Raw genomic sequence first — 24,124 nt, 5'->3', positions numbered from 1 at the left:
TCGCGCGGCCTGGCACCGCACCTCGCCGCGTTGCCGAAAAGCCCTAGTAGCTCCTCCCCCACTCTCGGCTTTGCTCGAGCGGGGGCCCCATCGAGGGCTCTCCGGCGCCTTGCGATGCACGGCACCAGACCACGCGACCTGATCGGGCGCTCATTGTGCAAGGACCCCTTAGGCATCCGGCGGACCTGACGTTCCGAGGCCGAGGTGGACCCAAGCCTCGTCAGCCGATGTGGTAGCTGTCCCCGTACACCTTCCAGTCCAGCGGCGGAGTCAGGTCCAGGTTGCCCTTGCGCAGGAAGACCCGCTGAGCGGTGTCCACCCGGCTGGTGTCGCTGTGCGCCTCCTCCTGCTTCATCGCCCAGACCCGGGCGTCGAGGAAGGCGTTGAGGTAGGTCACCTCGTCGCCGCCCCGCGCCGGCGGCTTCGCGGTGCGCAGGGCGCGCTTGCGTATGTTGCTGAAGCTGGTCGGGTCGGTGCCGTCGCCGTGCATGACGATGGCGTCGTAGTACGCGAACTGGCCCAGCACGCGCAGCCCGTCGGTCTTGCCCTGCTTGACGGCCGGGTTGAAGTACACGCGGTCGCGTTCGTCGTTCTGGGCCTGCTGGAACACCGTGTCGCGGGCCGCCGTGCGCCAGTCACCGGGGAACGAGGGGTCGAGGCCGTTGTGCGAGTCGGTTCCGTTCACCCGCCGCAGGGCGGGCAGGTACTTGGCGAGCACGTTGCCGGGCTTGCGGTCGGCGTAGAGCTCCACGAGGTCGAGCATGTCGCCGGTGCCGGAACAGAAACCGATGATGCCGGCGGTGTAGCCGCGGCCGTCGCCGATGTCCTCGATGTACTTGTACTGCGCCTTCCAGTCGAGAGAGGAGTTCTCCGCGCTCGACACCAGCTTCATGGCGATCTCCTTCTTCGCCGGGTCGTCAAGGCCCACCGCGCGGGCGGCCGCGGAGGCGTCCGGGGCGCGCAGCAGTGGGACGACTGTCAGGGAGGCGCCCAGCACGGTGAGGAGGGCGCGGCGCGAAGGGCCCGAGGCGGAACGTTCCGCCTCGCTTTCGTCGAGGTTGTGTACCACTGTGACTCCAAGTGGCTTGTGGGGGGCGGATAGCTGATAGGAATGTTTCCTATCAGCTATGGGGTCAGGTGAACAGCCGTGCGAAGCCACATGGGTGCGACGAAAACCGGATGCCGGGAGCCGTGCCCCCTTCCTACGCTGCCCGCCATGGACGGAAACGGGCGAGAGCCCTGGCTGAACGTCGTCGACGTGGAAGCGACCTGCTGGCGGGGATCCCCGCCGCCCGGGGCGGTCAGCGAGATCATCGAGATCGGGCTGACCGTCGTGGACCTGGCAGCCCGGACGCGAGTCGGGCGGCATCGCATCCTGGTGCGCCCCGCGCGGTCCACCGTGAGCGAGTTCTGCACCGAGCTGACCGGACTGACCCGACAAGAGGTCGACACCGGCGTCGAGTTCGCCGAGGCCTGCCGACAACTGGCGGCCCTCCATCGGGCCGGTGAGCGACCGTGGGCCAGCTGGGGCGACTACGACCGGCACCAGTTCACCCGGCAGTGCGCGGCGACCCGCACGCCGTACCCCTTCGGCGCCCGCCACACCAATGCCAAGGCCGTCTTCACCGAGGCGTACGGCCTGCGCAAACGCCCCGGAATGGCCCAGGCCCTGCAGATCGCCGGGCTGCCCCTCGAAGGGCGGCACCACAGGGGCGAGGACGACGCCTGGAACATCGCGGCCCTCGTCGTGGACCTGACCGGTCGAGGAGCCTGGCCGAAAGCCCTCGGTGACGGGATCGACCGGACTGTCCCCTAAGCTCCTCGCCATGAACGAGGGGGACAGCGGCAGACGGGTCGTCGACAGCCGCTTCGAACTACGGGTCAGACTCGGCGGCGGCGGGATGGGCACCGTGTGGCGCGCCCACGACCTGGTCCTCCAGCGTGACGTGGCCATCAAGGAGGTGCGGCCACCGGACGCGGAGTACGCCCACGACCCCGACCGGGCGCTGATGCTGCGCGAGCGCGTCCTGCGCGAGGCACGGGCCCTCGCCAGGATCGAGCACCCCAACGTGGTGACGATCCATCACATCGTCGACGGCGGCGAGGGCACCTACCCGTGGATCGTCATGGAGCTGGTCGAGGGCGGTTCGCTCGCCGACCGGCTCGCCCGCGGACCGATGACCCCCGCGGACGCCGCCGACCTGGGCCGCGGAGTGCTGGACGCCCTGCGCGCCGCGCACGACGCCGGGGTCGAGCACCGCGACGTGAAACCGGCGAACGTCCTGCTGCGCGCCGACGGACGGCCGGTGCTCACGGACTTCGGGATCGCCGCGATCCGCGAGGCCACGACCCTGACCGCGACGGGGTCGATCATCGGGACCCCCGACTACATGGCTCCCGAGCGCGTCTCCGGCGCTGCGGGCGGGCCCGCGGCGGATCTGTGGTCCCTGGCGATGATGCTGTACGTGGCCGTCGAGGGGCACCACCCCCTGCGCCGGGGAACCACTTTGGCCACCCTGGCCGCCGTCCTGCACGAGGACGTGCCCCCGCCGACCAGGGCCGGCGCCCTGACGCCCCTGCTCACACGGGTGCTGGTACGGGATCCCGCCGCGCGGCCGGACGCCGGGGCGGTGGCACGGATGCTGGAAGCCGTGGCGCGGGGCGGTGCGGAAGCGGAGTGGGCCGGTGCGCAGGGCGGCACGGCCCAGGGTGGGGGCGTGTCCCCGGTCGACGCGGCACCGGCCTGGGTCTCGTCCCAGGTCGACGCGGCACCAGCCTGGGTCTCGTCCCAGGTCGACGCGGGACCGGCTTCGGCCTCGCCCCCGACCGGCTCGGGCCCAAACCCCACGTCCTACCCGCTCGCGCCACCGGCATGGCCGGCCCCGCACCACGTGCCCGCCGACACCCCGCAGCACGCATCCACCGACGCCAGGCCGCCCGCCCGGCCCCGACGCGTGACGGTCCTCGCCGTCGCGCTCGGCGCGGTGGTGGTGGGCGGAGCCCTCTGGGTGGCGCTCCCCGGGGGCGAGGGCGGCTCGGGCGGCTCCCTGGACAACGCCGGCGGGACCCAGCGCACCTCGGCCGTGCCGTCCGGCACCGCCGACGCCGTGTCCGACGACAGCGACGCGCCGTCCGCCGCCGCCGAAGCGAGCGACACACCTTCCGACGACGAGACCGCCGGACCCGTGACCGACCTGCTGACCCCCGCCGGGATCCGCGAGGTCGTCGATGCCTTCGAGAAGAAGACGGGGAGCAGGAGTTACGGCGATCTGAGCGTCTATCCGGAGCACGCCACGGCCGAGGTGATGGTCAGTGGCAGCCAGACCCGCTACGACACCTTCGACTACTGGGTCGATCGGGGCGTGGAGACGAGCATCATCAAGGGCACCCTGTTCAACGGTGACAAGCCGGTGCGCGCGGACGACTTCGACTGGGACGTCCTTCCCGCCCTGCTGGCACGCGCCGAGAAGGAGCTCAAGGTCGACAAACCGACGAGCCGTTACCTGTTGTTGCGACAGCCGAACGACCGAACCGGCCAGACCGAGGCCATGGCTGTGTACATCAGCAATGACTACGGCGAGGGCGGTTACGTGGAGGCCGACCCGCAGGGCAAGGTGACCAAGGTCGTGCCCTCCGGCTGATGTGAGGGGGCTTACAGCCGACAGTGTGACCTCTGATACCCGTATGTCCCGAGTAAACCCGGGCAGAAGCTCTGGGGTGCGCGGGTCGATCAAGCCTGTGCTGGATTCGCGTAGGCGAAGGTCGAGAGAAGGGGTTGAAAGTGGTGAACGCCATGCCTGGCGGGCAGCCGAGGTCCGGAGTGGCGAAGGCGGTCGTGGACATGCCTCGGCAGGTCCGGGACGACCTGACCCGGAGGCTGCGTCGCAGTAAGCGGGCCTTCCGGGAGGAGGACGTCCAGGTCGTCGAGCCACCGCTGCTCAAGCGCGCGGTGGGCGCCTCGGCGCTCGGGAACTGCATGGAGTGGTTCGACTTCGGCGTCTACAGCTATCTCGCCGCGACCCTCGGCAAGGTCTTCTTCCCCGGCGCCTCGCCCGGCGCTCAGGTGATCTCCTCCTTCGCGACCTTCGCCGCCGCGTTCGTGGTCCGCCCGCTCGGCGGTCTCGTCTTCGGACCGCTCGGGGACCGGCTCGGCCGGCAGAAGGTACTGGCCACCACCATGATCATGATGGCGGTCGGCACATTCGCCATCGGTCTGATCCCCAGTTACGCCACCATTGGCATCGCCGCGCCGATCCTCCTGTTGCTGGCCCGTATGCTCCAGGGCTTCTCGACCGGCGGCGAGTACGGCGGCGCGACCACCTTCGTCGCCGAGTACTCGCCCGACCGCCGCCGCGGCTTCCTGTCCAGCTGGCTCGACTTCGGCACCTTCGTCGGCTACGCGCTCGGCTCGGCCCTGGTCACTGTGCTGAACCTGCTCCTCACCGACGCCGAGATGCTCTCCTGGGGCTGGCGCGTCCCGTTCCTGATCGCCGGTCCGCTCGGCGTGATCGGCCTGTACATGCGGCTGAAGCTGGAGGAGTCCCCGGCCTTCCAGCAGCAGTTGGACGAGCACGAGAAGAGCCTCGCCCAGGAGTCGGCGGGCAGCGAGTTCAAGACCATCGTCAGGCACCACTGGAAGCCGCTGCTCATCTGCATGGGCCTGGTGCTGCTCTACAACGTCCCCAACTACATGGTCACCGGCTTCCTGCCGACGTACCAGACGGAGAACCTGAACCGCTCCAGCAGCTCCGCCGACGTCCTGGTGCTCATCGGCATGGTGTGGATCGTGCTGCTGGTCACGTTCGTCGGACGGCTCAGCGACCGGGTCGGCAGGCGGCCGGTCTACGGCTTCGCCGCGGCCGCCATGATCCTCCTCGCCGTGCCCTCCTTCATGCTGATCAAGATGGAGGGCACCTGGCCGCCGATCCTCGGCGTGCTGATCCTCTCCACCCTGCTGACCTGTTTCGCGGCGCCGAGCGCCGCCACGCTGCCCGCGCTGTTCCCGACCGCCGTCCGGTACGCGGCCATGGGCATCGGCTTCAACTTCGCCGTCGCCGCGTTCGGCGGCACCACGCCGTTGGTCACCGAGGCGCTGATCAGCGTCACCGGGGACGACATGATGCCCGCGTACTACCTGATCCTGGCCGGCGTGATCGGCCTGGTCACGGTGCGGTTCCTGCCGGAGAGCGCCCAGGTGCCGCTCCGCGGCTCGCAGCCCATGGTCGGCTCGCAGGAGGAGCAGCGGGAACTGATCAGCACCTCCAAGGAGCTGTACCGCGTCACTCGGACGCACTCAGGGGGCCGGGAAGAGGCGTCCTCGGTTCCGGGCCGCCCGGAGCGGTGACGCCCGCGACGACGTGACGGAGCGTGGAGGAGATGCTCCGCTGGACGACGCCCGCCCTGCACCCGGGAGACCGGGCCGACGCCCCCGGTGTACTCCAACTTCCTCAGCGGCATCAGCTCACTGCCCCTGGCACTGAAGGCGGAGTGACGGGAGGCGACTGGGGCGGGCCGCGCCCGAGTAGGCTCCGAGGCATGCGTATCTCCGTCTCCTCCGACATGGACGAACCCGTGGCCCGCACCCTCGTCGAGCAGCTGCGGACCCGGGGCCACGAGGTACGCACGTACGGGGCGCTGCGCGACGGGGACGACCCGCAGTGGGCGGTGTGCTCGGAGGCCGCGGCCCGTGAGGTGGCCGCCGGGACGGCGGACCAGGCGGTGGTGTGCTGCTGGACCGGAACGGGCGCCTCGATCGCCGCCAACAAGGTGCCCGGGGTACGGGCGGCGCTCTGTACGGACGCGTACACCGCGGACGGCGCCCGCCGTTGGAACGACGCCAACGTACTGGCGCTGAGCCTGCGGCTGACCTCCGGGCCCCTGCTTGAGGAGATCCTCGACGCCTGGTTCGCCGCCGACGCCAGTGAGGACGCCGAGGACCGGGAGAACGTGGCCCGCGTGGGGCGGCTCGATCGCGTCCGAGCAGACTCCTAGATCCCGTTCGGGCGGACTCCCGACTCCCCGTCCGTGGGCTCGCCGCAGGGCGCACACATCGGGGCGAACGGCGCAGAGGCGGGAGCAGGAGACCGGCGTGCGTGCGCCCTGTTACCGGGCCCCGCCGGTCACTTACAGTGTGGCGCCCAGCCCTGTGCCGTCCGTCCGCAGGGCGGAGCCCCACCCCTTGTGCTCAACCCTCGTGGTCAACGGCCGCTCCGCCGTCGCGACCTCCCGGCGCGCCCCACCACAAGGGCGCGGCGGCCGCAGCGACGTGCCCCGAGGATCACCCGCGCGACAGGCACCAACCCCGTGAAACCGCTCGGACCGCGCAGCCGAGTGTCCGCGGTCCGAGCGCGTGTCCAGAGCCCTTGGAGGCCGCTGTGTCCCGACCGTGCATCGCCCTCATCGCCGACCCCACCTCTGCCGAAGGCTGCCGCGAGTACCTGGCCACAGCCGTCGAACTGCTCACCGGCGCACCCCCCGTCCGCATCGATGCCCGGCACTTCGCCACCGACGGATCCGGCCGCGGAGTCCGCGAAGGAGACCGCTTACGGCTGCGGGTCCCCGAGGAGGGGCTGGACCTCGTGCCCGACGTCGTCGTGGTCTACGAGATCCAGCCGCACCAACGTCAGGGACTCGCCGCCTTCCAGCAGCTCCTCGCACACCACCACGCGGTCACCCTCGCCACCGGCACGGACGCGTGGCGCACGGCGACGGAGAAGAACCTCACCGTGGAACGCTTCGCCCGGGACGGCGTCGCCCAGATGGAGACCGTCGTCCTGTCCCGGCCCGGCCCGCGCGAGGCGGAGGCCGCCTTCGACCGGCTCGGTGGGGACACCTGGGCCCGGCCCGTGATCGGCACCGGAGGCAACGACACCTTCCACGTCACCACGCCGGACCAACTCAAGGACGCCGCGGCCTTCTACGCGGAGCGCGGCAGCGACTGGCTGCTCTCCCGGGACGCGGAGAACGTCATGCCCGACGGCGCCCGCCACCAGTTCCGTGTCTTCGTTCTCGACGGCCGCGTCATCCACGCCCGGGAACACATCCAGCCCCGGACCGACATCCCGTGCAACACCTGCCAGGGCGCCACCGCCATACACCTCTCCCCGGAGGACCTGCCCGCCCGCCTCGCCGAACTCGCCGTCGCGGCCACCGCCTCCGTCGGACTGCCCTTCGCGGGCGTCGACCTCGCCGTCGAGAACGGCGGGGTCGTGTTCGAGGTCAACGTCCACCCGGCCTTCGTGGACGGCGAACTCGAACTGGAGAGGGTGGCCGTGCCGTACATCCAGGCGCACCTGGACGCCCTCACCCTCGCCCGGGGCGACCGGCCCATGGTCGCGCCCCGGACGAGGGCGCCCCTGGGCCGAGGAGGTCAGCTGTCGTCGCACTGAGGCAGGACGTACGGGCAGGACGTACGTACCGGTACCGCGACCGCGCATCCCGGCCGCCCGCCAGGCGGCGTGGACGGCCGGGATGACCTGGCCGTCCACGTACGGTGTCGTGCCGGGGATGCCCGGCCCCTACCCTCGGTCGCCCTTCGGCCTGCCCCGCTGGTCCGGGGTGCCGTGCGGCGGTGGGCTGATGGGCTGGGACGAGGTCGCGGGGGAGACGGGGGAGCCGGCCCGTCCCCGCCCCTGCTCGGGGCGCAGGGCCGCGGGGTCGCCGGAGGTCGGTTCCGCACCCGCCTGCAGCTGTTCAAGGCGGTGGGTCAGCACCGTCGTCACCGGGCGGCGGTCGGCGTGCTCGTGCTCGTACGCGAGCAGCTCCTCGACCTCCCCGGCGGTCAGCGACCGTACGCGGCTCTCCACGCCGCCGATCGGCAGATGGTCGTAGTCGGGCAGCGGCAGCATGCCGCGGCCGGAGTCGGCCATGGATCTCACTCCTCGGAAACGAGTGCGTGCGCTCGGACAGGGTCGGTCAGTGGGCTCCCAGCCCGCCCCCGCCGAAGGAACCACTGCTGCCGCGGCCCCAGCGCGGGCGGTCCTTCGAGGAGCTCGAGCGGGTCTGCATGTTGGTCAGCTCGTACGGCGTGAGCGGACGGCCGTCCTTGGAGATCTGGGGCACCTCGTCGGGTTCCCGGTTCTCCTGGACCTCATGGACGGGCCCTTCCGGGGGAAGGTGCGGCTGCTCGTCGGGTCGCGGCCTCGGCGACTCGTTGAGCTTGATGCGGTAGCCCAGCCAGAAACCCCCGGCCAGGATGGCCACGACAGTCACGGCGACCACGAAGAGCACGATGCTGAGCAGCCCACTCGCCGCGGCCAGCTGCATGGTTGCGGTACTCATACCAGCCGAATACCCCTCGAATGGGGAGTGAACCGGCCGATCCGGTTCCGTAACCGTCTGATGACCTCCGGTCCGCTCACTCGCGCGCGTGTTTGACACCGTCCGCACCGGCTACCCGCCCTTACGTGACACCGACGACATCCCAGCAGGAGCTCTTCCGGTTCCTGGAGGACCGTTTCGCGTGTGCCCAGGCGTGTACCGAGTGCGCCCGGGCGTGTGCGCTGCGCGCGAGCCTCGTGGATCCGGACGGGACCGAACAGCAGGAACTCGTACGACGCAAGGGCATCATGTGCGCGGAGGTGTGCGACGCCACCTGCCGTGTGCTGTCCGAGCAGAACCACCTGGACGAGGCGGCCATACGCGTCCAGCTGGAGTGGTGCCGGACCGTCTGCCTGGAGTCCGCGCACGTCTTCGACGGACACCCGGGCGCCGAGGAGAGCGCCGAGGCCTGCCGCGCCTGCGCCCGGGCCTGCACGGACTTCATGGCCACCCTGGTCTGACCCTTCACCCGTGAGGTCCCGGTGCCCGCCGCACAGGCGAACCGGAGCCGCGACAGAAATCGCCGTCAGGCGCTGTGCGTCCCCAGGAAGGCGTCCAGCGCGGCCGCACCCGCCAGCATCGCCAGGCCCCGTGCCGTCAGCCGGGCGCGCCACTCCCGCAGCGTCGCCTGCAGTGGCTCCGGTCCGCCCGCCGTCCGGACCTGCTCCAGCACCCGCGCGATCTGCTCCAGCCCGTGCCCGCCCCGCCGCAGCTGGTGGGCCAGCAGCACGTCGCGCACATCGGCGGAGGTGTAGACGCGGTAGCCGGTGCGCGGGTCGCGCCGGGGCACGATCAGCCCGGCTCGCTCCCACTTGCGCAACGTCGCCGGCCGGATGCCGAGCCTGTGCGCCAGCGGCCCGATGAACGTCACGCCCGGCTCCGGCTCACGCGGTGGCGCCGAGTCGCGCAGTGCCCCCTCCACGTCCTCCAGCGTGCGCCGGTCGCCGGCCAGCTGCGCGTGGCTCTCGTCGATCAGCCGCAGGGCCTCCTCGACCGTGCCGCCGTTCACGGCCCGCATGATCGCCCCCGCGGTCGCATGGCCGTGCGCGGGGACCAACGCCAGGAACGCCCGCAGCGCCGCCGTATGGCGCGGAGCGTAGACCCGGTAGCCGTGCGCCGTGCGCTCGGCCGGCGGCAGGATCCCCGCGTCCTCGTAGTTGCGCACCGCCTGTGTGGACAGGCCGTGCTCGCGCGCCAGATCGATGGGCCGCAACCGCATTTTGAAGGTACGTCCTCGTCAACTACAGGAAATAGCGCCAGAGTTCTCAAAAGTTTACACCGAAGGTTCAACGATAGCGTTGAAGGCATGACGACCTCGATCCGGGATGCAGCCCGTCCCTTCACCGGCGACGCCCTCACCGTGCTCCTGTCACCCACCACCCGCCTGCTCGGCCTCGGCGAGCCCACCCACGGCGTCGAAGCCTTCCCCGAGCTGCGCAACGAGCTCTTCCGCCACCTCGTCGAGCACGAGGGCTACCGATCGATCGCCATCGAGAGCGACTGCCTGTCGGCCCTGGCCGCCGACGCGTACGTCGCCGGCGGCATCGCAACCCTCGACGACGCGATGAGCCGCGGCTTCAGCCACGGCCTCGGCGCCTCACCCGCCAACCGCGAGCTCCTGCGCTGGATGCGCGCCCACAACGAGCAGCGCCCCCCGTACGAGCGGCTCCGCTTCTACGGCTTCGACGGCCCCCTGGAGATGACCGGCGCCGCAAGTCCCCGGCCGGCCCTGACCGCGCTGCACGACTACCTCTCCGCCCACCTCGACCTCGCCCGGAGCCGGGAGTCCCTCGACGAGCTGTGCGGCCCCGACGAGCGCTGGACCGACCCGGCCGCCCTCATGGACCCCACCCGGTCGGTCGGCCGCACCCCCGAGGCCAGGGAGCTGCGCCTGATCACCGACGACCTGCGCACGCTGCTCACCTCTTACGCCCCGCACCTGACGGCCGTCACCTCCACCGACGAGCTGTGGCGCGCCGACCTGCACGCCCGCACCGCCGCAGGGCTCCTGCGCTACCACGCCGGCCTGGCCGACACCGCGCCCACGCGCCTCAGGGAGATCACGTGCCTGCGCGAGGTGATGATGGCCGACAACCTCGACGCCATCGTCCGCCGTGAGGCCCGTCGCGGCCCCACCCTCGCCTTCGCCCACAATGGCCACCTGCAGCGCGACAAGAGCCAGATGCAGTTCGCCGGCCCGCTCCAGTGGTGGAGCGCGGGCGCCGTCATCGGCAGCCGCCTCGGCGACCAGTACGCCTTCGCCGCCACCACCTTCGGCACCCGCGGCTCCGACGTCCCCCCTCCCGACACCCTCGAAGGGCTCCTGTCCTCCCTTCCCCACGCCCGCGCCGTCATCGATCCCGGCCACCTCGCCAGGGTCCTCGACCAGAAGCCCACGCCCCGCGTCCCGGCCGACCACACGTACGCCGCCCTCGACCCGGCCACCACCGACCGGATCGACGCCATCGTCTTCGTCAAGGACATCTGAGCCACTCATGGCGGCGGCGCGAGCGCACAGGCATCGGTGTCCAGACCGGATCCCGGCCGATGCCGCCCACCGCAACACCGCCGCCCGGCAAGGCAGTCTGCTGCTGGTCAGTGCTCCGTCCCGCCGAGGGGGCGTCCGACCGTGACGTTCCAGCGTCCCGATCTGCCGCTGAGCTCGACGGCCGTCAGTGGTGACACGTCGGCGCGCCACAATGCCTGGTCCGGCGCGCCGAGGGCGCGGACGACCGCGGCGCGGGACACCTCCGGCTCGACCACGGCCACGGTCCGTCCCGGTGTACGGGCGGCCGTTTCCAGCCAGGCGGCCACGCGGTCGCACAGCGCCCGCACCGACTCCCCGCCGTGCGGGGCGGCCCCGGGGTCCGCCAGCCATTCGGCGAGGGCCGCGGGTTCGGCCGCGCCGACCTCCGCCAGCGTCGCCCCGCGCCAGCGGCCCGCGTCCAGTCCCGCGAGCTCCGGCGCGGCCACGGCGTCGAGCCCGAGCGCCCCGGCCGTCTCACGGCAGCGCACGGTGGGGGAGGACCAGGCCGCCTCCCGGGCCGGCAGCGTGCTTGCGGCCGCCCGGGCCCGGCGCAACCCCGCCGGGTCGAGGGGGCAGCCGTCGTCGAAGCGGGCCTCCCGCAGCGCCGCGCTGATCGCCGGTGAGATCAACATCACTCGGCTCGTCATACGTCCATTCCTGCCACTCGCGCCCTCAACGCCCTTCTGGAATCAGCGACTTGACGGGCTGACAGCCCCGTCCGGGCGCGCGCGGCCGATCCGTGCGCCCTTGGCCGATTCCCTCCCTCGCGGTACCGTCACGTCGAAATCGACGACGGTATGTGGAAGCCGGTGGAATTCCGGCACGGTCGCGCCACTGTATGTCGGGCACGCACCTCGAGTGCGGGCCGGGCGAGTCAGACCCGCGTCCGTCGTCCTGTGCACCACCGATACGGGACGCGAGTTCCCCCAGGAGGTCCTGCCATGGCGCAGTCCGCCGTCCAGCCCACCGCTGCCCCCGCTGCCGTACCCGAGAAGCTGCCGATCGGCGCGATCGTCCCCTGGGCGGTCTTCTTCGGCATCCTGATGCTGGTCCTGCTCTACTTCGTCGGCGCCGAACAGGGCGCCACCTCCGTGATGTCCGGAGAGGACGTCCACGAGTGGGTGCACGACGCGCGCCACCTGCTCGGCTTCCCCTGCCACTGACGGCCGGGGAAGGACGTACCAGCCCATGAACTCCACCACTGTCCGCACCCTCCTGGTGCGGGGCATGCTCGCGGGACTCACCGCGGGCCTGCTCGCCCTCGTCGTCGCCTACTTCCTGGGGGAGTCGCGCGTCGACGCGGCCATCGCCTTCGAGGAGGCGCACGCCCACCACCACGGGGGAGGTGCCGAACCCGTCAGCCGGACGATGCAGTCCACCGCCGGCCTGTCCACCGGTGTCCTCGTCTACGGCGTCGCGTTCGGCGGCATCGCCGCCCTCGCGTACTGCTTCGCACTCGGCCGGATCGGCCGCTTCGGGCCGCGCGCGAGCGCGCTGCTCCTGGCGATGGCCGGCCTGGTCGCCGTGTATGTCGTGCCGTTCCTGAAGTACCCCGCCAACCCGCCCGCCGTCGGCGACCCCGACACGATCGGACAGCGCACGACCCTCTACTTCCTGATGGTGGTGCTGAGCGTCCTGCTCGCCGTCGCCACCGTGATCCTGGGCCGGCGCCTCGCGCCACGCCTGGGCAACTGGAACGCGACCCTCGTCGCGGGCGCGTTCTTCGTCCTGGCCGTCGGGCTGGCGTACGCCTTCCTGCCGTCCTTCAACGAGGTCCCCGAGCACTTCCCGGCCACCCTGCTCTGGCAGTTCCGCCTGGCGGCGCTCGCCGTGCAGGCCACCCTGTGGACCGCCTTCGGGCTGGTCTTCGGGCTGCTGGCGGAACGGGTGCTCGCACCACGGACCGTGGCGCGGGAGGTCGCCGCGGCGCGGCCGACTCCCGTGGCACCGTGACCGGTTCCCGATGAAAGAGGCCCCCGGCTCCCGAGCCGGGGGCCTCTTCACGTCTCCCCGCCATTCCCAATTACTGGAACACGTTCTACCGTGTGCGCCGTCAGGACCGGCCCAGGGGAGCCAGGAGGCGCCGTGCATCTCGACCACACGCCCGAGCAGCAGCGGCTGCGCAGCGAACTGCGCGCCTACTTCGCCGAGTTGGTACCCGATAACGCCTACACCCGGCACGCCGACCCGGCCGCCCAGAAACGCTTCTACCGCCAGACCATCCGGCGGCTCGGCACGGACGGCTGGCTCGGCGTGGGCTGGCCCACGGAGTACGGCGGTCGCGGCCTCACCGCGATGGAACAGTTCATCTTCTTCGACGAGGCCGCCCAGGCGGGCGTCCCGCTGCCGCTGATGGCGCTCAACACCGTCGGCCCGACGATCATGCGGTACGGCACCGAGGAGCAGAAGGCGCACTTCCTGCCGAAGATCCTCTCCGGCGAGATCGACTTCGCGATCGGCTACAGCGAGCCCGGCGCGGGCACCGACCTGGCCTCCCTCAGGACACGCGCGGTGCGCGAGGGTGAGGAGTACGTCGTCAACGGCCAGAAGATCTGGACCACCAACGGCGACACCGCCGACTGGGTGTGGCTCGCCGTGCGCACCGACCCCGAGGCCCCGCCGCACAAGGGCATCACCATGCTCCTCGTCCCGACCACCGACCCCGGCTACTCCTGCACCCTCATCAACACCCTCGCCGGTCACGACACCACGGCCAGCTACTACGAGAACATCCGCGTCCCCGTCTCCCGTCGCGTCGGCGCGGAGAACCAGGGCTGGCGGCTGATCACCAACCAGCTCAACCACGAGCGCGTCACCCTCGCCGCCCACGGCACCATGGCCATCCGCTCCCTGCACGACGTGCAGCGCTGGGCCATGGAGACCAAGCTCGCCGACGGCCGCCGCGTCGTCGACCTGCCCTGGGTCCGCCGCCTCCTGGCCCGCACCCACACCCGCCTCGACGCCCTCAAGCTCCTCAACTGGCAGATGGTGACGACCGTCCAGAACGGCACCCTCACCCCGCAGGACGCCTCCGCCGTCAAGGTCTACGGCTCCGAGGCGCGCCGGGACGCCTACGCGGCACTCCTGGAGATCGTCGCCGCGCCGGGCGCGCTGCGGGAGGGTTCGGCGGGCGCGGTGCTCCGCGGCGAACTGGAGCGCGGCTACCGCTCGGCGGTCATCTTCACCTTCGGCGGCGGGAACAACGAGATCCAGCGCGAGATCATCTCGTGGATCGGTCTGGGGATGCCGCGGGTACGGCGTTAGCCTGCTTGTGACGAGGATTTTTAGTTGGCACAAAAGAGGGATAGTTGGCACCAAGATCACGGTCGTTCTCAGAGGTGACGGCGCATCACCTCGATGCACGTGGCTCGGGCCGCGTTCGATCGGTCCCGGGGGTACGGGGTTCCGAGGTTCATGCCGCTGTCGGTGTCGATCGGATGCTGCTGCCAGGCGAGGCTCATTTGCGCGCCGGCTTCCGCTCGCGCCGTGGCCACGAGGGTCGCGTAGGGGGCCGCGACGGTTGTGGCCTCGATCTGGAGCCATGCCTGGTGGAAGGCCATTCGTGCCCAAGGTTCGAGTTTTACGGCGCGGAGGAACCGCTCGGAGCAGGACACTTGCGGTGTGTGCGGCAGGCCATCGCCTTCGAGCCGCTGTCGGCGGTCTGCGTGATGCCTGACGAGCCAATTCGGCGGAGTGCAGCCTGCTCCTCACGGCGATGGGGACAGCGGAGCCGGCCCCATCGCCGTGGGCGCCTCAACCCGGTCCGCCCAGCATGATCTTCCACACCCGCGTCGCGACCTGCAGGTTGAGGCGGTCCTCCACGTTCGTGAGGTCATGGCCGCTGATCTCACGGATGCGCTGGAGCCGGTAGCGCAGCGTGCTGCGGTGGATCGCGAGGGATTCGGCGGTCTCGGCGTAGTTGCCGCCGCAGTCGAAGTACCGGGACAGGGTCTCCACGAGCGCCGTACGGTGCCGACCGTCGTAGTCGACGAGGGGTCCGAGCCATTCCCGGACGAACGCCTCCAGCTCCTGGTATTCGTTTCCAGGCCCCAGGATGCGGTAGAGGCCCAGATCGTCGAAGAACGTCGTGCCGTATCGCCTTCGGGACCGGCGGCGTACCTCCAGGGCGCGCAGTGCTTCCTGGTAGCGGCCGGGGATACCGTCCGGGGTGTCGCAGCGGGCGCTCACCCCGATCGTCCCGTCAAGCGTTCCGGTCTCCCGGGCGAGCGTCTCGTACAAGGCGTGGTCGTGGGGTCTGCCCTCGGCGACCAGGACCACGTGGTCGGAACGCCGAGTCACCAGCGACGGCATGCCCACGGCCGAAGCCGCGCGGCCCACGGTCCGCGCGAAAGCGTCGTCCGCGGCCCGGTTCCTCCACTGCACGACGACCACGTACTGCATGCGGTGCAGGTCGTGTCCGAACGCCTCGGACCGGGCGTAGGCGCTCGCCTTGTCCGTGCCCCCCAGAAGATCGTCGACCAGTTCGCGGCGCAATCGCAGCTCGACCTCCGCCAGATGGCGCAGGTGCGACAGTTCCAGGGCGAGTGACGTGGCGGCGTGCTCCAGCGCGAACACGGTGTACTCGTCGGCCTCGTCCTGGGGATCGACCAGGGCCAGCACTCCGAGGACCTCACCGCGGGGGCGTACCAGGGAGATCAGCCGGTCCTTGATGCGCACGGGTCCGCCTCTCCGGGCGACCTCCTGGAGCATCTCCTCATGGCGTGCGGGGTCCGGTTCCGGATAGGGGTCGGGCCGGCCGGGACCGGTCCAGGACCGCAGTCGGCCGAAGCGGTCCTCCACCAGCACGGGAAACCCGGTGAGCTCATGCAGTGCGCTGGTGATGGCCTCCTCGCCGCCGCCCGAGGCCGCGACCTCGGTGAGGGCCTCGTGCACGGCCCGCTGATATCCCAGCTCGACCACGAGAGAGATCAGCCGCCGCTGGAAGGCTGCCCGTTCCCGTCGCAGTCGGTGCAGCTCCAGGGCGTCTTCCCGCTGGCGGCGGTGCGCGACGGCGACCGACAGGGCGGCGGCGGTGAGGCGTACGAGCGTGGCGAGCAGGAGGTGCTGGGCCTCGGTGGGCCGGGAGCGAGACGTCACCACAAGGTAGCCGTGCAGTCCACCGGGTCCGTGCAGGGCCAAGGCCCGGCCCCTGGACCGGCCGGGAACGGTTACGGGGACGTCCCGTCCTGTCAGCTCTCGCACCGTCCGGTCGACGGCTGACGCATGACCCGGCCCGACCTGCGGGCTCGGGACCATATGGCCGTGCACCCTGAGGTATCCGGCCTCGGCTCTGTACGGGCCGGCCAACGACACGTGGTCCATGGCCAGGCGCAGGATCTCGCTTTCGTCCTGGGTGTCGAACAGGGCGCGGGAGACTGCCGGCAGTTTGTGGGATGCCAGGGTGGAAAGGGGCGGGCGGGACCCTCTCCGCGAGATGGTGGGGTGCTGCCCCAGACGGCCCGGCGGAAGGTCGCCTTCCCGGTCGGGACGGCGTCGGTACACGCTCCGGACCCTGCAGCCAGGCATGGGATTACTCCCTTCCCTGAGCCCTCAGAGAGGTGACAGCGCCTCTTCCTCCAGGCCTTCCCCGACCAAAATACCCGAGATATCCGGAATCTCCGTCTCGTGCTCGCGGGGGGACGGGTTCCGTCGTTCTTTGACCTGCCGGGTGCAGGCGTAGAGCTGCTCGGTTCGCGAGTCTGGGGCGTGCCGGGGGCCGCCGTGCACACCGGCAGGAAGGACTGGGCGATGAGCGAGCAGCCTCGCAGGCCCGTTGCCACGTACGAGACGTACCAGGAAGCCGAACGCGCTGTCGACCACCTCTCGGACCAGGGGTTTCCCGTGCAGCGGGTGGCCATCATCGGCCAGGACGTCCGCCTCGTCGAGCAGGTCGTCGGCCGTATGGACTATGGCAGGGCCGCCCTGCACGGAGCGGCGAGCGGGGCCCTTCCCGGAGCGCTGATCGGCTGGCTCTTCGGCCTGGTCGACTGGGTGGACCCGCTCGTCTCGGCCCTGCTCGTCGCCCTCTACGGCCTGATTTTCGGAGCGATCGTGGGCGCGCTGTTCGGCCTGCTGCTGTACGCCCTGCAGGGCGGCCGACGGGACTTCGCCTCCGTCCGCTCGATGCAGCCCAGCCGGTACGACGTCGTCGTGGACGAAGCGGTCGCCGACGAGGCCGTACGGCTGCTCGGCGGGTTGCGGGCCGCCGGTGCCGGTGGACGTCCCGCCCATACCTGAACGATCGGATCCGCAGTGCCGGCGCTTGCCGCCGCACGGGAGGAGTTCCTCATGGCCAAGGCAGTGGGCATCGACCTGGGCACCACGAACTCGGTGATCGCCGTGTGGGAGGGCGGCGAACCTTCCGTCGTGCCCAACACCGAGGGCAACCGTACGACACCGTCCGTGGTGGCCTTCACCGACACCGGGGAACGGCTGGTGGGCCAGCTGGCCCGGCGCCAGGCGATCCTCAATCCCAAGGGCACCATCTACTCGGCCAAGCGGTTCATCGGCCGGCACTTCGACGAGATCCCGGACGAAGCCAGAGCGGTGGCGTACGACGTCGTCGAGGGCCCGGGCGGCGTCGCCCGCTTCAAGGTGCGCGACAAGCTCTATGCGCCTGAGGAGATCAGCGCCCAGGTGCTGCGCAAACTCGCCGACGACGCGTCCAAGCAGCTGGGGGAGCGGGTCACGGAGGCGGTCATCACGGTGCCCGCCTACTTCAACGACGCTCAGCGCACCGCCACCAAGGACGCCGGACGGATCGCGGGACTGGAGGTGCTGCGGATCATCAACGAGCCGACCGCGGCCGCCCTCGCGTACGGCATGGACAAGAAGCAGCACGAGACGGTGCTGGTCTTCGACCTGGGCGGCGGCACCTTCGATGTGAGCATCCTCGACGTGGGCGACGGCGTGGTGGAGGTGCGTTCCACGGCGGGCGACAGTCACCTGGGCGGTGACGACTTCGACCGGCGTCTGGTGGATTACCTCGCGGACGACTTCCAGAAGGAGAACGGCATCGACCTGCGCAAGGACCCGCAGGCGCTGCAACGATTGTTCGAGGCGGCGGAGAAGGCCAAGACCGAGCTCAGTTCGGTGACGCAGACGCAGGTCAGCCTGCCGTTCATCACCGCCGACGCCTCGGGCCCCAAGCACCTCACCGACTCGATCATGCGGTCCACTTTCGAGCAGATCACCGGCGACCTGGTGGAGCGTTGCCTGGGACCGGTGCAGCAGGCGATGGCCGACGCCAAGGTCGGCGAGAGCGACATCGACGAGGTCATCCTCGTCGGCGGTTCCACCCGCATCCCCGCTGTCCAGACTCTGGTCCGCCGGCTGACCGGCGGCAAGGAAGCCAACATGAGCGTCAACCCCGACGAGGTCGTGGCCCTGGGCGCCGCGATCCAGGCCGGGGTGCTCAAGGGCGAGGTCAAGGACGTCCTGCTGCTCGACGTCACACCCTTGTCGCTGGGCGTGGAGACGCGCGGCGGAGTGATGACGAAGATCATCGAGCGGAACACCACCATCCCGGTGCGCCGCAGCGAGACCTTCTCCACCGCCGAGGACAACCAGCCGGCCGTCGATGTGGTGGTCCTCCAGGGCGAGCGCGAGCGGGCCGCCGACAACCGGGTGCTGGGCCGGTTCCAGCTCACCGACATCCGGTCGGCGCCGCGGGGCGAACCACAGATCGAGGTCACCTTCGACATCGACGCCAACGGCATTCTCAACGTCAAGGCCCGTGACCGGGACACCGGCAAGGAACAGGGCATCACCATCACCGAGAGCTCCAACCTCGACCGCGGCGAGATCGAGCGCATGGTCCAGGAGGCCGAGCGCAACCAGGGCCAGGACCAGGCCCTGCGCGAGGCCGTCGACGCCCGCAACGAGCTCGACGCCGTCGCATACCAGGTCGACAAGCGCCTCGCTGAGCTGGGCGACGCCGCACCCGCGCACGAGAAGGCACGCGCCGAGATGCTGGTGTCGGATGCCCGGGCGGCGGTCAAGGAGGAGGCAGGCGTGGAGCGGGTGCGGCCCCTGACCTCCGAACTCCAGCAGGTGCTGTCAGGGCTGGCGGCGCATCAGGGCGGCGCCACCACGGGCGGTCCCGACCAGGACACCACCGGGGACGGCGCGACCGGCGGCGGCCCGAGCGGCGGTGGCGGTGACGACGACGTCATCGATGCCGAGTTCGACAAGGACTGAGGAACCGCCATGCCGATCCACCCCAGGGAATCCGACCCGGCCGTGCCGGACCCGGCCGACCCGGCTCCGGAGGGCGCCGTACGCCCTCCCCGAGGGGATCTTCCGCGCTCGGGCCCGCCGACCGGGCCGGGGCCTGACACGGACGAGGAACCCGGCCCCGACGCGGCCGGCGGCCCCGCACCGTCCGAGGACGAGCACACGGCCGAGCTCAAGGAACTCGAGGACCGCTGGCGGCGCGCGCTCGCCGACCTCGACAACCTCCGCAAGCGCCACACCAGGGAACTGGAGCGGGAACGAACGTCCGAGCGGTCCCGCACGGCCGCCGCCTTCCTGCCCGTCCTGGACAACCTCGAACTCGCCCTGAACCATGCCGGATCCGACCCCGGCGCGGTCGTCGAGGGCGTCCGAGCGGTCCGCGACCAGGCGGTGAACGTCCTCGAACTGCTCGGCTACCCGCGGCACGCGGAGACCGGCGTCGCCTTCGACCCGGCCCGGCACGAGGTGGTCGGCGTCGTCCAGGACCCCGACGCCCCACCGGGCACGGTCGTCGAGGTGCTGCGCCCGGGCTACGGTGACGGCGAACGCCAGCTCAGGCCCGCTGCCGTGACTGTCGCGAAGCGGGAGTGACCGGTCATGGCACGGGACTTCTACGAGGTGCTGGGCGTGTCACGGACCGCGAGCCAGGACGAGATCCAGCAGGCATATCGCAAACTGGCCCGCAAGTACCACCCCGACGTCAACAAGGACCCGGGGGCGGAGGAACGCTTCAAGGACCTCAACGAGGCGTACAGCGTCCTGTCGGACCCCAAGACACGGGCCCGTTACGACCGCTTCGGCGAGGACTTCCGCAAGATCCCCGAGGACTTCGACGAACGGGTCGCGGCCGGAGCGGGCGGCGGCTTCCGCGCTCGGAGAACCGCTGGTGCGGGCGGCCCCCGTGTCCGGTACACCGGCTTCGGCGACGACTTCGCAGCGGAGGGCGTCGACATCGAGGACCTGCTCGGCTCGCTCTTCGGAGCAGGCGGCGCCACCGGCGGTGTACCGGGGGCCGACCAGGAGGCCGAGCTGCCGCTCACCGTCGAGGAGGCGTACAGGGGCGGCCGCCGCACCGTCACGCTCGCCGGCCCCACCGGGCAGCCGCGACGGTACGAGGTCGACGTACCGCCCGGCGTCACCGATGGGCAGCGCATCCGGCTGGCGGGCGAGGGCGGACGGGGCAGTGGTGACGCCGCCGCGGGGGATCTGTATCTGCGGGTGCGTATCCAACCGCACCCTCGGTTCCGGCTGGACGGCCGGGACGTGTACGTGCAGCTTCCGGTCACCCCCTGGGAGGCCGCGCTGGGCGCGACAGTTCCGGTGCCCACCCCCGGCGGCGGCACGGCCAAGGTCACGGTGCCCGCGGGCTCGTCCAGTGGCCGGCGGCTGCGGCTGCGCGGCGAGGGCATGCCGAACCCGCGCGGTGCCGACGGCAACCTCTACGCCGAACTCCGCGTCATGGTGCCGCCCAAGCTCAGCGACCGGGAGCGCGAGCTGTTCGAGGAGCTCGCCGCCACCTCTTCGTACGACCCCAGGAGGACGTGATGAGCGACCGACCCTCATGGGCGGCGACCGGCGGTCGGACCGCCCGGGCCGACGCGGGCGGGCGTCCCGTACGGACGAGCGCCGGCTCCACGGCCGTGCGGTACGCGCTCGTCCCCGTGCCCAGGCTTTCCCTGGACACCGTGGCCCGCCGCGCCGGCGTCCATCCCGACCTGGTCCGCCGGTTCGTCGCCCTGGGCCTGCTCGACGCCGAGCGCGACGCTGCGGGGCGCCTGGTGTTCGACTCCGCGGCCCCGGCGGTTCTCGCCCGCGTCCAGCGGCTGCGCTCCGGTCTGTGTCTCAACTACGCATCCATCGGTCTGGTGCTCGATCTGCTGGACCGCATCAGCCTGCTCGAAGCCGCACTGCGCCGCGCCGGTACGAGGAGTGACATACCGCCATGGACATGAACCGTCTCACCCAGAAGTCACAGGAAGCCCTCCAGGAGGCGCAGACCGCCGCCGTCCGCATGGGCCAGACCGAGATCGACGGCGAGCATCTGTTGCTCGCGCTCCTCGACCAGGAGGACGGCCTGATCCCGCGGCTGCTGCAACAGGCGGGCAGGGAGCCCGAGGAGCTCAGTGCGGCTGTGCGTGAGGAGCTTTCCCGCCGGCCCAAGGTGACCGGCCCGGGTGCGGCACCGGGCCAGGTGTTCGTCACCCAGCGCCTGTCCCGGCTGCTGGACGCGGCCGAGCGGGAGGCCAAACGCCTCAAGGACGAGTACGTGTCCGTGGAGCACCTCCTGCTGGCCCTGGCCGAGGAGGGCTCGTCCACCGCCGCCGGACGGCTGCTCAAGGAGCACGGCATCACCCGGGACTCGTTCCTGAGCGCGCTGACCCAGATCCGCGGCAACCAGCGCGTGACCTCGGCCAACCCCGAAGTGGCGTACGAGGCCCTGGAGAAGTACGGCCGCGACCTGGTCGCCGAGGCCAGGGACGGCAAACTCGACCCGGTCATCGGCCGGGACGCCGAGATCCGCCGCGTCACCCAGATCCTCAGCCGCAAGTCCAAGAACAACCCGGTCCTCATCGGCGACCCCGGCGTCGGCAAGACCGCCATCGTCGAGGGCCTCGCCCAGCGCATCGTCCGCGGTGATGTGCCCGAAGGACTGCGCGACAAGACCGTGTTCGCACTCGACATGGGCTCCCTGGTGGCCGGGGCAAAGTACCGGGGCGAGTTCGAGGAACGCCTCAAGGCCGTGCTGTCCGAGGTGAAGGCCGCCCAGGGGCACATCCTGCTCTTCGTCGACGAACTCCACACCGTCGTAGGCGCGGGCGCCGCCGAAGGAGCCATGGACGCGGGCAACATGCTCAAGCCGATGCTCGCCCGCGGCGAACTCCACATGATCGGTGCCACCACCCTCGACGAGTACCGCAAGCACATCGAGAAGGACGCCGCCCTCGAACGCCGCTTCCAGCAGGTCCTGGTCGAAGAGCCGAACGTGGAGGACACCATCTCCATCCTGCGCGGACTGCGCGAACGCCTGGAAATCTTCCACGGCGTGAAGATCCAGGACACCGCGCTGGTATCCGCGGCCACCCTCAGCCACCGCTACATCACCGATCGGTTCCTGCCCGACAAGGCCATCGACCTCGTCGACGAGGCGTGCGCCCGGTTGCGTACCGAGATCGACTCGATGCCCGCCGAACTCGACGAGATCACTCGCCGCGTCACCCGCCTGGAGATCGAGGAGGCCGCCCTCTCCAAGGAGACCGACCCGGCCAGCAAAACCCGCCTGGAGGAGCTGCGCAGGGAACTGGCCGACCTGCGCGGCGAGGCCGACGCCAAGCACGCTCAGTGGGAGGCCGAACGGCAGGCCATCCGCCGCGTGCAGGAGCTGCGCCAGGAACTGGAGCAGGTCCGCCACGAGGCGGAGGAGGCAGAACGCGCCTACGACCTCAACCGTGCCGCCGAACTCCGCTACGGCCGCCTCCAGGACCTGGAGCGCCGACTCGCCGCAGAGGAGGAGCAACTGGCCGCCAAACAAGGGCAGAACCGGCTGCTGCGCGAGGTCGTCACCGAGGAGGAGATCGCCGAGATCGTCGCCGCCTGGACCGGCATCCCCGTCTCCCGCCTCCAGGAGGGCGAACGCGAGAAACTGCTGCGCCTCGACGACATCCTGCGCGAGCGCGTCATCGGCCAGGACGAGGCCGTCAAGCTCGTCGCCGACGCCATCATCCGCGCCCGCTCCGGCATCCGCGACCCTCGCCGCCCCATCGGCTCGTTCATCTTCCTCGGCCCCACCGGCGTCGGGAAGACCGAGCTGGCCAAGACCCTCGCCCGGACCCTGTTCGACTCCGAGGAGAACATGGTCCGCCTCGACATGAGTGAGTACCAGGAGCGGCACACCGTCAGCCGGCTCATGGGCGCACCGCCCGGATACGTCGGCTACGAGGAAGGCGGCCAGCTCACCGAGGCCGTACGCCGCAAGCCGTACTCGGTTGTGCTGTTCGACGAGATCGAGAAGGCGCACACCGATGTCTTCAACACCCTGCTGCAGATCCTCGACGACGGCCGCATCACCGACGCCCAGGGCCGCACCGTCGACTTCCGCAACACCGTGATCATCATGACGTCCAACATCGGCTCCGAGCACCTCCTCGACGGCGCCACCGCCGAGGGTGAGATCAAGCCGGACGCCCGCGCCCTGGTGATGGGTGAGCTGCGCGGGCACTTCCGTCCGGAGTTCCTCAACCGCGTCGACGACATCGTGCTGTTCAAGCCGCTCGGTGAGCGGCAGATCGAGCGGATCGTGGAGCTGCAGTTCGACGAGCTGCGGCAGCGGGTCGCCGAACGCCGCATCACCGTCGAACTCACCGACGCAGCAAGGGAGCTGATCGCCCACCAGGGCTACGACCCGGTGTACGGGGCCCGGCCGCTGCGGCGTTACATCTCCCACGAGGTCGAGACGCTGGTCGGGCGCGCCCTGCTGCGCGGCGACGTCCAGGACGGCGCGAAGGTCCGCGTCGACGCCGAGCACGGAGAGCTGGTCGTCACCTACGACCAGCCCGAGGACGTGAAGGGAGCGAGGGCGGCATGAGTACCGTGCAAGCCACCAACGTCACCTGCCCGCACTGCGGGCGCACCAACCGGGTACCCGTGGCCGCCGAGGGCCGCCCCAGGTGCGCCAACTGCAAGCAGCCTCTGCCGTGGATGGCCGACGCGGGCGACGACGACTTCACCGAGGTCGTCGAGCAGGCCACCGTGCCCGTCGTCGTCGACCTGTGGGCCACCTGGTGCGGCCCCTGCCGCATGGTGAGCCCCGCGCTGGAGAAGGTCGCCGCCGATCTCGCGGGAAAGATCAAGCTGGTCAAGGTCGACATCGACAAGAACCCGCGCCTGGCGCAGCGGTTCGAGGTCCAGGCGGTACCGACGCTGCTTGTCCTCGACAAAGGGCAGACCATCGCCCGGCAGGCGGGTGCCGCACCTGCCCCTGCCCTGCAGCGGTGGGTGGAGCAGTCGATCGCGGGCCGCGAACCGGCCGGGAAAGGGTGATCAGCC

At 70.9% G+C, this 24,124-nt stretch carries 24 protein-coding genes and 1 riboswitch; of the genes, 17 read left to right on the top strand and 7 right to left on the bottom strand.

The annotated features are described in order from the left end of the window. Positions 1–220 precede the first annotated feature (220 nt). Complete coding sequence (locus ACFYWX_RS13830) at positions 221–997, bottom strand: chitosanase (protein ID WP_389424406.1); 777 nt, start codon at positions 995–997, stop codon at positions 221–223. Between the two features lie 219 nt (positions 998–1,216). Here ACFYWX_RS13830 and ACFYWX_RS13825 point away from each other — a divergent pair, with 219 nt between their 5' ends. The 5 genes from ACFYWX_RS13825 (at position 1,217) to ACFYWX_RS13805 (ending at position 7,388) form a co-directional block, all read left to right on the top strand. Further along, complete coding sequence (locus ACFYWX_RS13825; RefSeq protein WP_389424201.1) at positions 1,217–1,816, top strand: exonuclease domain-containing protein; 600 nt, start codon at positions 1,217–1,219, stop codon at positions 1,814–1,816. A 10-nt stretch (positions 1,817–1,826) separates the two neighbouring features. Then, positions 1,827–3,641 (top strand): protein kinase, encoded by a 1,815-nt coding sequence (locus tag ACFYWX_RS13820; protein WP_389424200.1) that lies wholly within the window; start codon positions 1,827–1,829, stop codon positions 3,639–3,641. Between the two features lie 152 nt (positions 3,642–3,793). Next, positions 3,794–5,344: an MFS transporter gene (locus ACFYWX_RS13815; RefSeq protein ID WP_389424405.1), complete on the top strand. Its 1,551-nt coding sequence runs from the start codon at positions 3,794–3,796 to the stop codon at positions 5,342–5,344. Between the two features lie 191 nt (positions 5,345–5,535). Next, entirely contained in the window at positions 5,536–5,991 is a 456-nt protein-coding gene (locus ACFYWX_RS13810) for an RpiB/LacA/LacB family sugar-phosphate isomerase (RefSeq protein WP_389424199.1), read from the top strand. Between the two features lie 383 nt (positions 5,992–6,374). Further along, positions 6,375–7,388 carry a RimK family alpha-L-glutamate ligase gene (locus ACFYWX_RS13805; RefSeq protein WP_389424198.1) on the top strand — a complete coding sequence of 338 codons (1,014 nt, stop codon included), beginning with the start codon at positions 6,375–6,377 and terminating at the stop codon, positions 7,386–7,388. Between the two features lie 129 nt (positions 7,389–7,517). Here ACFYWX_RS13805 and ACFYWX_RS13800 read toward each other — a convergent pair whose 3' ends face one another. Together ACFYWX_RS13800 and ACFYWX_RS13795 are read right to left on the bottom strand one after the other, a co-directional pair. Further along, positions 7,518–7,868: a hypothetical protein gene (locus ACFYWX_RS13800; protein WP_389424197.1), complete on the bottom strand. Its 351-nt coding sequence runs from the start codon at positions 7,866–7,868 to the stop codon at positions 7,518–7,520. 46 nt (positions 7,869–7,914) lie between these two features. Beyond that, complete coding sequence (locus ACFYWX_RS13795) at positions 7,915–8,280, bottom strand: DUF6479 family protein (protein ID WP_389424196.1); 366 nt, start codon at positions 8,278–8,280, stop codon at positions 7,915–7,917. Positions 8,281–8,405: 125 nt separating this feature from the next. On the opposite strand from ACFYWX_RS13795, the gene ACFYWX_RS13790 reads away from it, so the two are divergent. Next, entirely contained in the window at positions 8,406–8,780 is a 375-nt protein-coding gene (locus ACFYWX_RS13790; RefSeq protein WP_389424195.1) for a four-helix bundle copper-binding protein, read from the top strand. A 65-nt stretch (positions 8,781–8,845) separates the two neighbouring features. Here the strand turns inward: ACFYWX_RS13790 and ACFYWX_RS13785 are convergent, their stop codons facing one another. Then, complete coding sequence (locus ACFYWX_RS13785; RefSeq protein ID WP_389424194.1) at positions 8,846–9,538, bottom strand: MerR family transcriptional regulator; 693 nt, start codon at positions 9,536–9,538, stop codon at positions 8,846–8,848. Between the two features lie 87 nt (positions 9,539–9,625). Here ACFYWX_RS13785 and ACFYWX_RS13780 point away from each other — a divergent pair, with 87 nt between their 5' ends. Then, positions 9,626–10,807, top strand: a complete 1,182-nt coding sequence (locus ACFYWX_RS13780; protein WP_389424193.1) for an erythromycin esterase family protein — start codon at positions 9,626–9,628, stop codon at positions 10,805–10,807. Between the two features lie 107 nt (positions 10,808–10,914). On the opposite strand, the gene ACFYWX_RS13775 is transcribed toward ACFYWX_RS13780, so the two are convergent. Further along, positions 10,915–11,493, bottom strand: coding sequence for a histidine phosphatase family protein (locus ACFYWX_RS13775; RefSeq protein ID WP_389424192.1), 579 nt, complete (start codon positions 11,491–11,493; stop codon positions 10,915–10,917). A gap of 103 nt (positions 11,494–11,596) precedes the next feature. Beyond that, positions 11,597–11,746, top strand: a riboswitch (cobalamin riboswitch). Positions 11,747–11,787: 41 nt separating this feature from the next. Between ACFYWX_RS13775 and ACFYWX_RS13770 the strand changes: the two genes are divergently transcribed. From ACFYWX_RS13770 to ACFYWX_RS13760, 3 genes are all read left to right on the top strand, one after another. After that, a complete protein-coding gene (locus ACFYWX_RS13770; RefSeq protein WP_389424191.1) occupies positions 11,788–12,009 on the top strand; it encodes a CbtB-domain containing protein in 222 nt (73 codons plus the stop codon). A 25-nt stretch (positions 12,010–12,034) separates the two neighbouring features. Next, entirely contained in the window at positions 12,035–12,799 is a 765-nt protein-coding gene (locus ACFYWX_RS13765) for a CbtA family protein (RefSeq protein WP_389424190.1), read from the top strand. A gap of 132 nt (positions 12,800–12,931) precedes the next feature. Further along, a complete protein-coding gene (locus ACFYWX_RS13760) occupies positions 12,932–14,110 on the top strand; it encodes an acyl-CoA dehydrogenase family protein (protein ID WP_389424189.1) in 1,179 nt (392 codons plus the stop codon). 68 nt (positions 14,111–14,178) lie between these two features. Here the strand turns inward: ACFYWX_RS13760 and ACFYWX_RS13755 are convergent, their stop codons facing one another. After that, a complete protein-coding gene (locus ACFYWX_RS13755; RefSeq protein ID WP_389424188.1) occupies positions 14,179–14,406 on the bottom strand; it encodes a hypothetical protein in 228 nt (75 codons plus the stop codon). A 193-nt stretch (positions 14,407–14,599) separates the two neighbouring features. Further along, positions 14,600–16,372 carry a PucR family transcriptional regulator gene (locus tag ACFYWX_RS13750; protein ID WP_389424187.1) on the bottom strand — a complete coding sequence of 591 codons (1,773 nt, stop codon included), beginning with the start codon at positions 16,370–16,372 and terminating at the stop codon, positions 14,600–14,602. Positions 16,373–16,594: 222 nt separating this feature from the next. On the opposite strand from ACFYWX_RS13750, the gene ACFYWX_RS13745 reads away from it, so the two are divergent. Genes ACFYWX_RS13745 through trxA form a run of 7 tightly spaced genes read left to right on the top strand, consistent with a single transcriptional unit; the run spans position 16,595 to position 24,118 of the window. Then, positions 16,595–17,083, top strand: a complete 489-nt coding sequence (locus ACFYWX_RS13745) for a general stress protein (RefSeq protein WP_389424186.1) — start codon at positions 16,595–16,597, stop codon at positions 17,081–17,083. 51 nt (positions 17,084–17,134) lie between these two features. Further along, positions 17,135–19,045: a molecular chaperone DnaK gene (gene dnaK, locus ACFYWX_RS13740; protein WP_389424185.1), complete on the top strand. Its 1,911-nt coding sequence runs from the start codon at positions 17,135–17,137 to the stop codon at positions 19,043–19,045. A gap of 9 nt (positions 19,046–19,054) precedes the next feature. Further along, on the top strand, positions 19,055–19,672 hold the full coding sequence (gene grpE / locus ACFYWX_RS13735) for a nucleotide exchange factor GrpE (RefSeq protein WP_389424184.1): 618 nt from the start codon (positions 19,055–19,057) through the stop codon (positions 19,670–19,672). 6 nt (positions 19,673–19,678) lie between these two features. Continuing rightward, a complete protein-coding gene (locus tag ACFYWX_RS13730; protein ID WP_389424183.1) occupies positions 19,679–20,626 on the top strand; it encodes a DnaJ C-terminal domain-containing protein in 948 nt (315 codons plus the stop codon). After that, complete coding sequence (locus ACFYWX_RS13725; RefSeq protein ID WP_389424182.1) at positions 20,626–21,033, top strand: chaperone modulator CbpM; 408 nt, start codon at positions 20,626–20,628, stop codon at positions 21,031–21,033. The genes ACFYWX_RS13730 and ACFYWX_RS13725 overlap by 1 nt, the downstream gene beginning before the upstream one ends. Next, positions 21,024–23,663 carry an ATP-dependent chaperone ClpB gene (clpB, locus tag ACFYWX_RS13720; protein ID WP_389424181.1) on the top strand — a complete coding sequence of 880 codons (2,640 nt, stop codon included), beginning with the start codon at positions 21,024–21,026 and terminating at the stop codon, positions 23,661–23,663. The genes ACFYWX_RS13725 and clpB overlap by 10 nt, the downstream gene beginning before the upstream one ends. Beyond that, positions 23,660–24,118: a thioredoxin gene (gene trxA, locus ACFYWX_RS13715; RefSeq protein WP_030039833.1), complete on the top strand. Its 459-nt coding sequence runs from the start codon at positions 23,660–23,662 to the stop codon at positions 24,116–24,118. Before clpB ends, trxA begins: the two co-directional genes overlap by 4 nt. Positions 24,119–24,124 lie beyond the last annotated feature (6 nt).

This window comes from Streptomyces sp. NPDC002888, assembly GCF_042888465.1.
Taxonomy (GTDB): domain Bacteria; phylum Actinomycetota; class Actinomycetes; order Streptomycetales; family Streptomycetaceae; genus Streptomyces.
This window is presented reverse-complemented; position numbering and strand designations above follow the sequence as displayed.

Coding starts and splice junctions, on each gene's coding strand:
- ACFYWX_RS13765 (WP_389424190.1), top strand. CDS start 12,035: ATGAACTCCACCACTGTCCGCACCCTCCTGGTGCGGGGCATGCTCGCG.
- ACFYWX_RS13755 (WP_389424188.1), bottom strand. CDS start 14,406: ATGGCCTTCCACCAGGCATGGCTCCAGATCGAGGCCACAACCGTCGCG.
- ACFYWX_RS13780 (WP_389424193.1), top strand. CDS start 9,626: ATGACGACCTCGATCCGGGATGCAGCCCGTCCCTTCACCGGCGACGCC.
- ACFYWX_RS13785 (WP_389424194.1), bottom strand. CDS start 9,538: ATGCGGTTGCGGCCCATCGATCTGGCGCGCGAGCACGGCCTGTCCACA.
- ACFYWX_RS13745 (WP_389424186.1), top strand. CDS start 16,595: ATGAGCGAGCAGCCTCGCAGGCCCGTTGCCACGTACGAGACGTACCAG.
- ACFYWX_RS13725 (WP_389424182.1), top strand. CDS start 20,626: ATGAGCGACCGACCCTCATGGGCGGCGACCGGCGGTCGGACCGCCCGG.
- ACFYWX_RS13795 (WP_389424196.1), bottom strand. CDS start 8,280: ATGAGTACCGCAACCATGCAGCTGGCCGCGGCGAGTGGGCTGCTCAGC.
- clpB (WP_389424181.1), top strand. CDS start 21,024: ATGGACATGAACCGTCTCACCCAGAAGTCACAGGAAGCCCTCCAGGAG.
- ACFYWX_RS13825 (WP_389424201.1), top strand. CDS start 1,217: ATGGACGGAAACGGGCGAGAGCCCTGGCTGAACGTCGTCGACGTGGAA.
- ACFYWX_RS13815 (WP_389424405.1), top strand. CDS start 3,794: ATGCCTGGCGGGCAGCCGAGGTCCGGAGTGGCGAAGGCGGTCGTGGAC.
- ACFYWX_RS13810 (WP_389424199.1), top strand. CDS start 5,536: ATGCGTATCTCCGTCTCCTCCGACATGGACGAACCCGTGGCCCGCACC.
- ACFYWX_RS13730 (WP_389424183.1), top strand. CDS start 19,679: ATGGCACGGGACTTCTACGAGGTGCTGGGCGTGTCACGGACCGCGAGC.
- grpE (WP_389424184.1), top strand. CDS start 19,055: ATGCCGATCCACCCCAGGGAATCCGACCCGGCCGTGCCGGACCCGGCC.
- ACFYWX_RS13775 (WP_389424192.1), bottom strand. CDS start 11,493: ATGACGAGCCGAGTGATGTTGATCTCACCGGCGATCAGCGCGGCGCTG.
- trxA (WP_030039833.1), top strand. CDS start 23,660: ATGAGTACCGTGCAAGCCACCAACGTCACCTGCCCGCACTGCGGGCGC.
- ACFYWX_RS13770 (WP_389424191.1), top strand. CDS start 11,788: ATGGCGCAGTCCGCCGTCCAGCCCACCGCTGCCCCCGCTGCCGTACCC.
- dnaK (WP_389424185.1), top strand. CDS start 17,135: ATGGCCAAGGCAGTGGGCATCGACCTGGGCACCACGAACTCGGTGATC.
- ACFYWX_RS13820 (WP_389424200.1), top strand. CDS start 1,827: ATGAACGAGGGGGACAGCGGCAGACGGGTCGTCGACAGCCGCTTCGAA.
- ACFYWX_RS13800 (WP_389424197.1), bottom strand. CDS start 7,868: ATGGCCGACTCCGGCCGCGGCATGCTGCCGCTGCCCGACTACGACCAT.
- ACFYWX_RS13750 (WP_389424187.1), bottom strand. CDS start 16,372: ATGCCTGGCTGCAGGGTCCGGAGCGTGTACCGACGCCGTCCCGACCGG.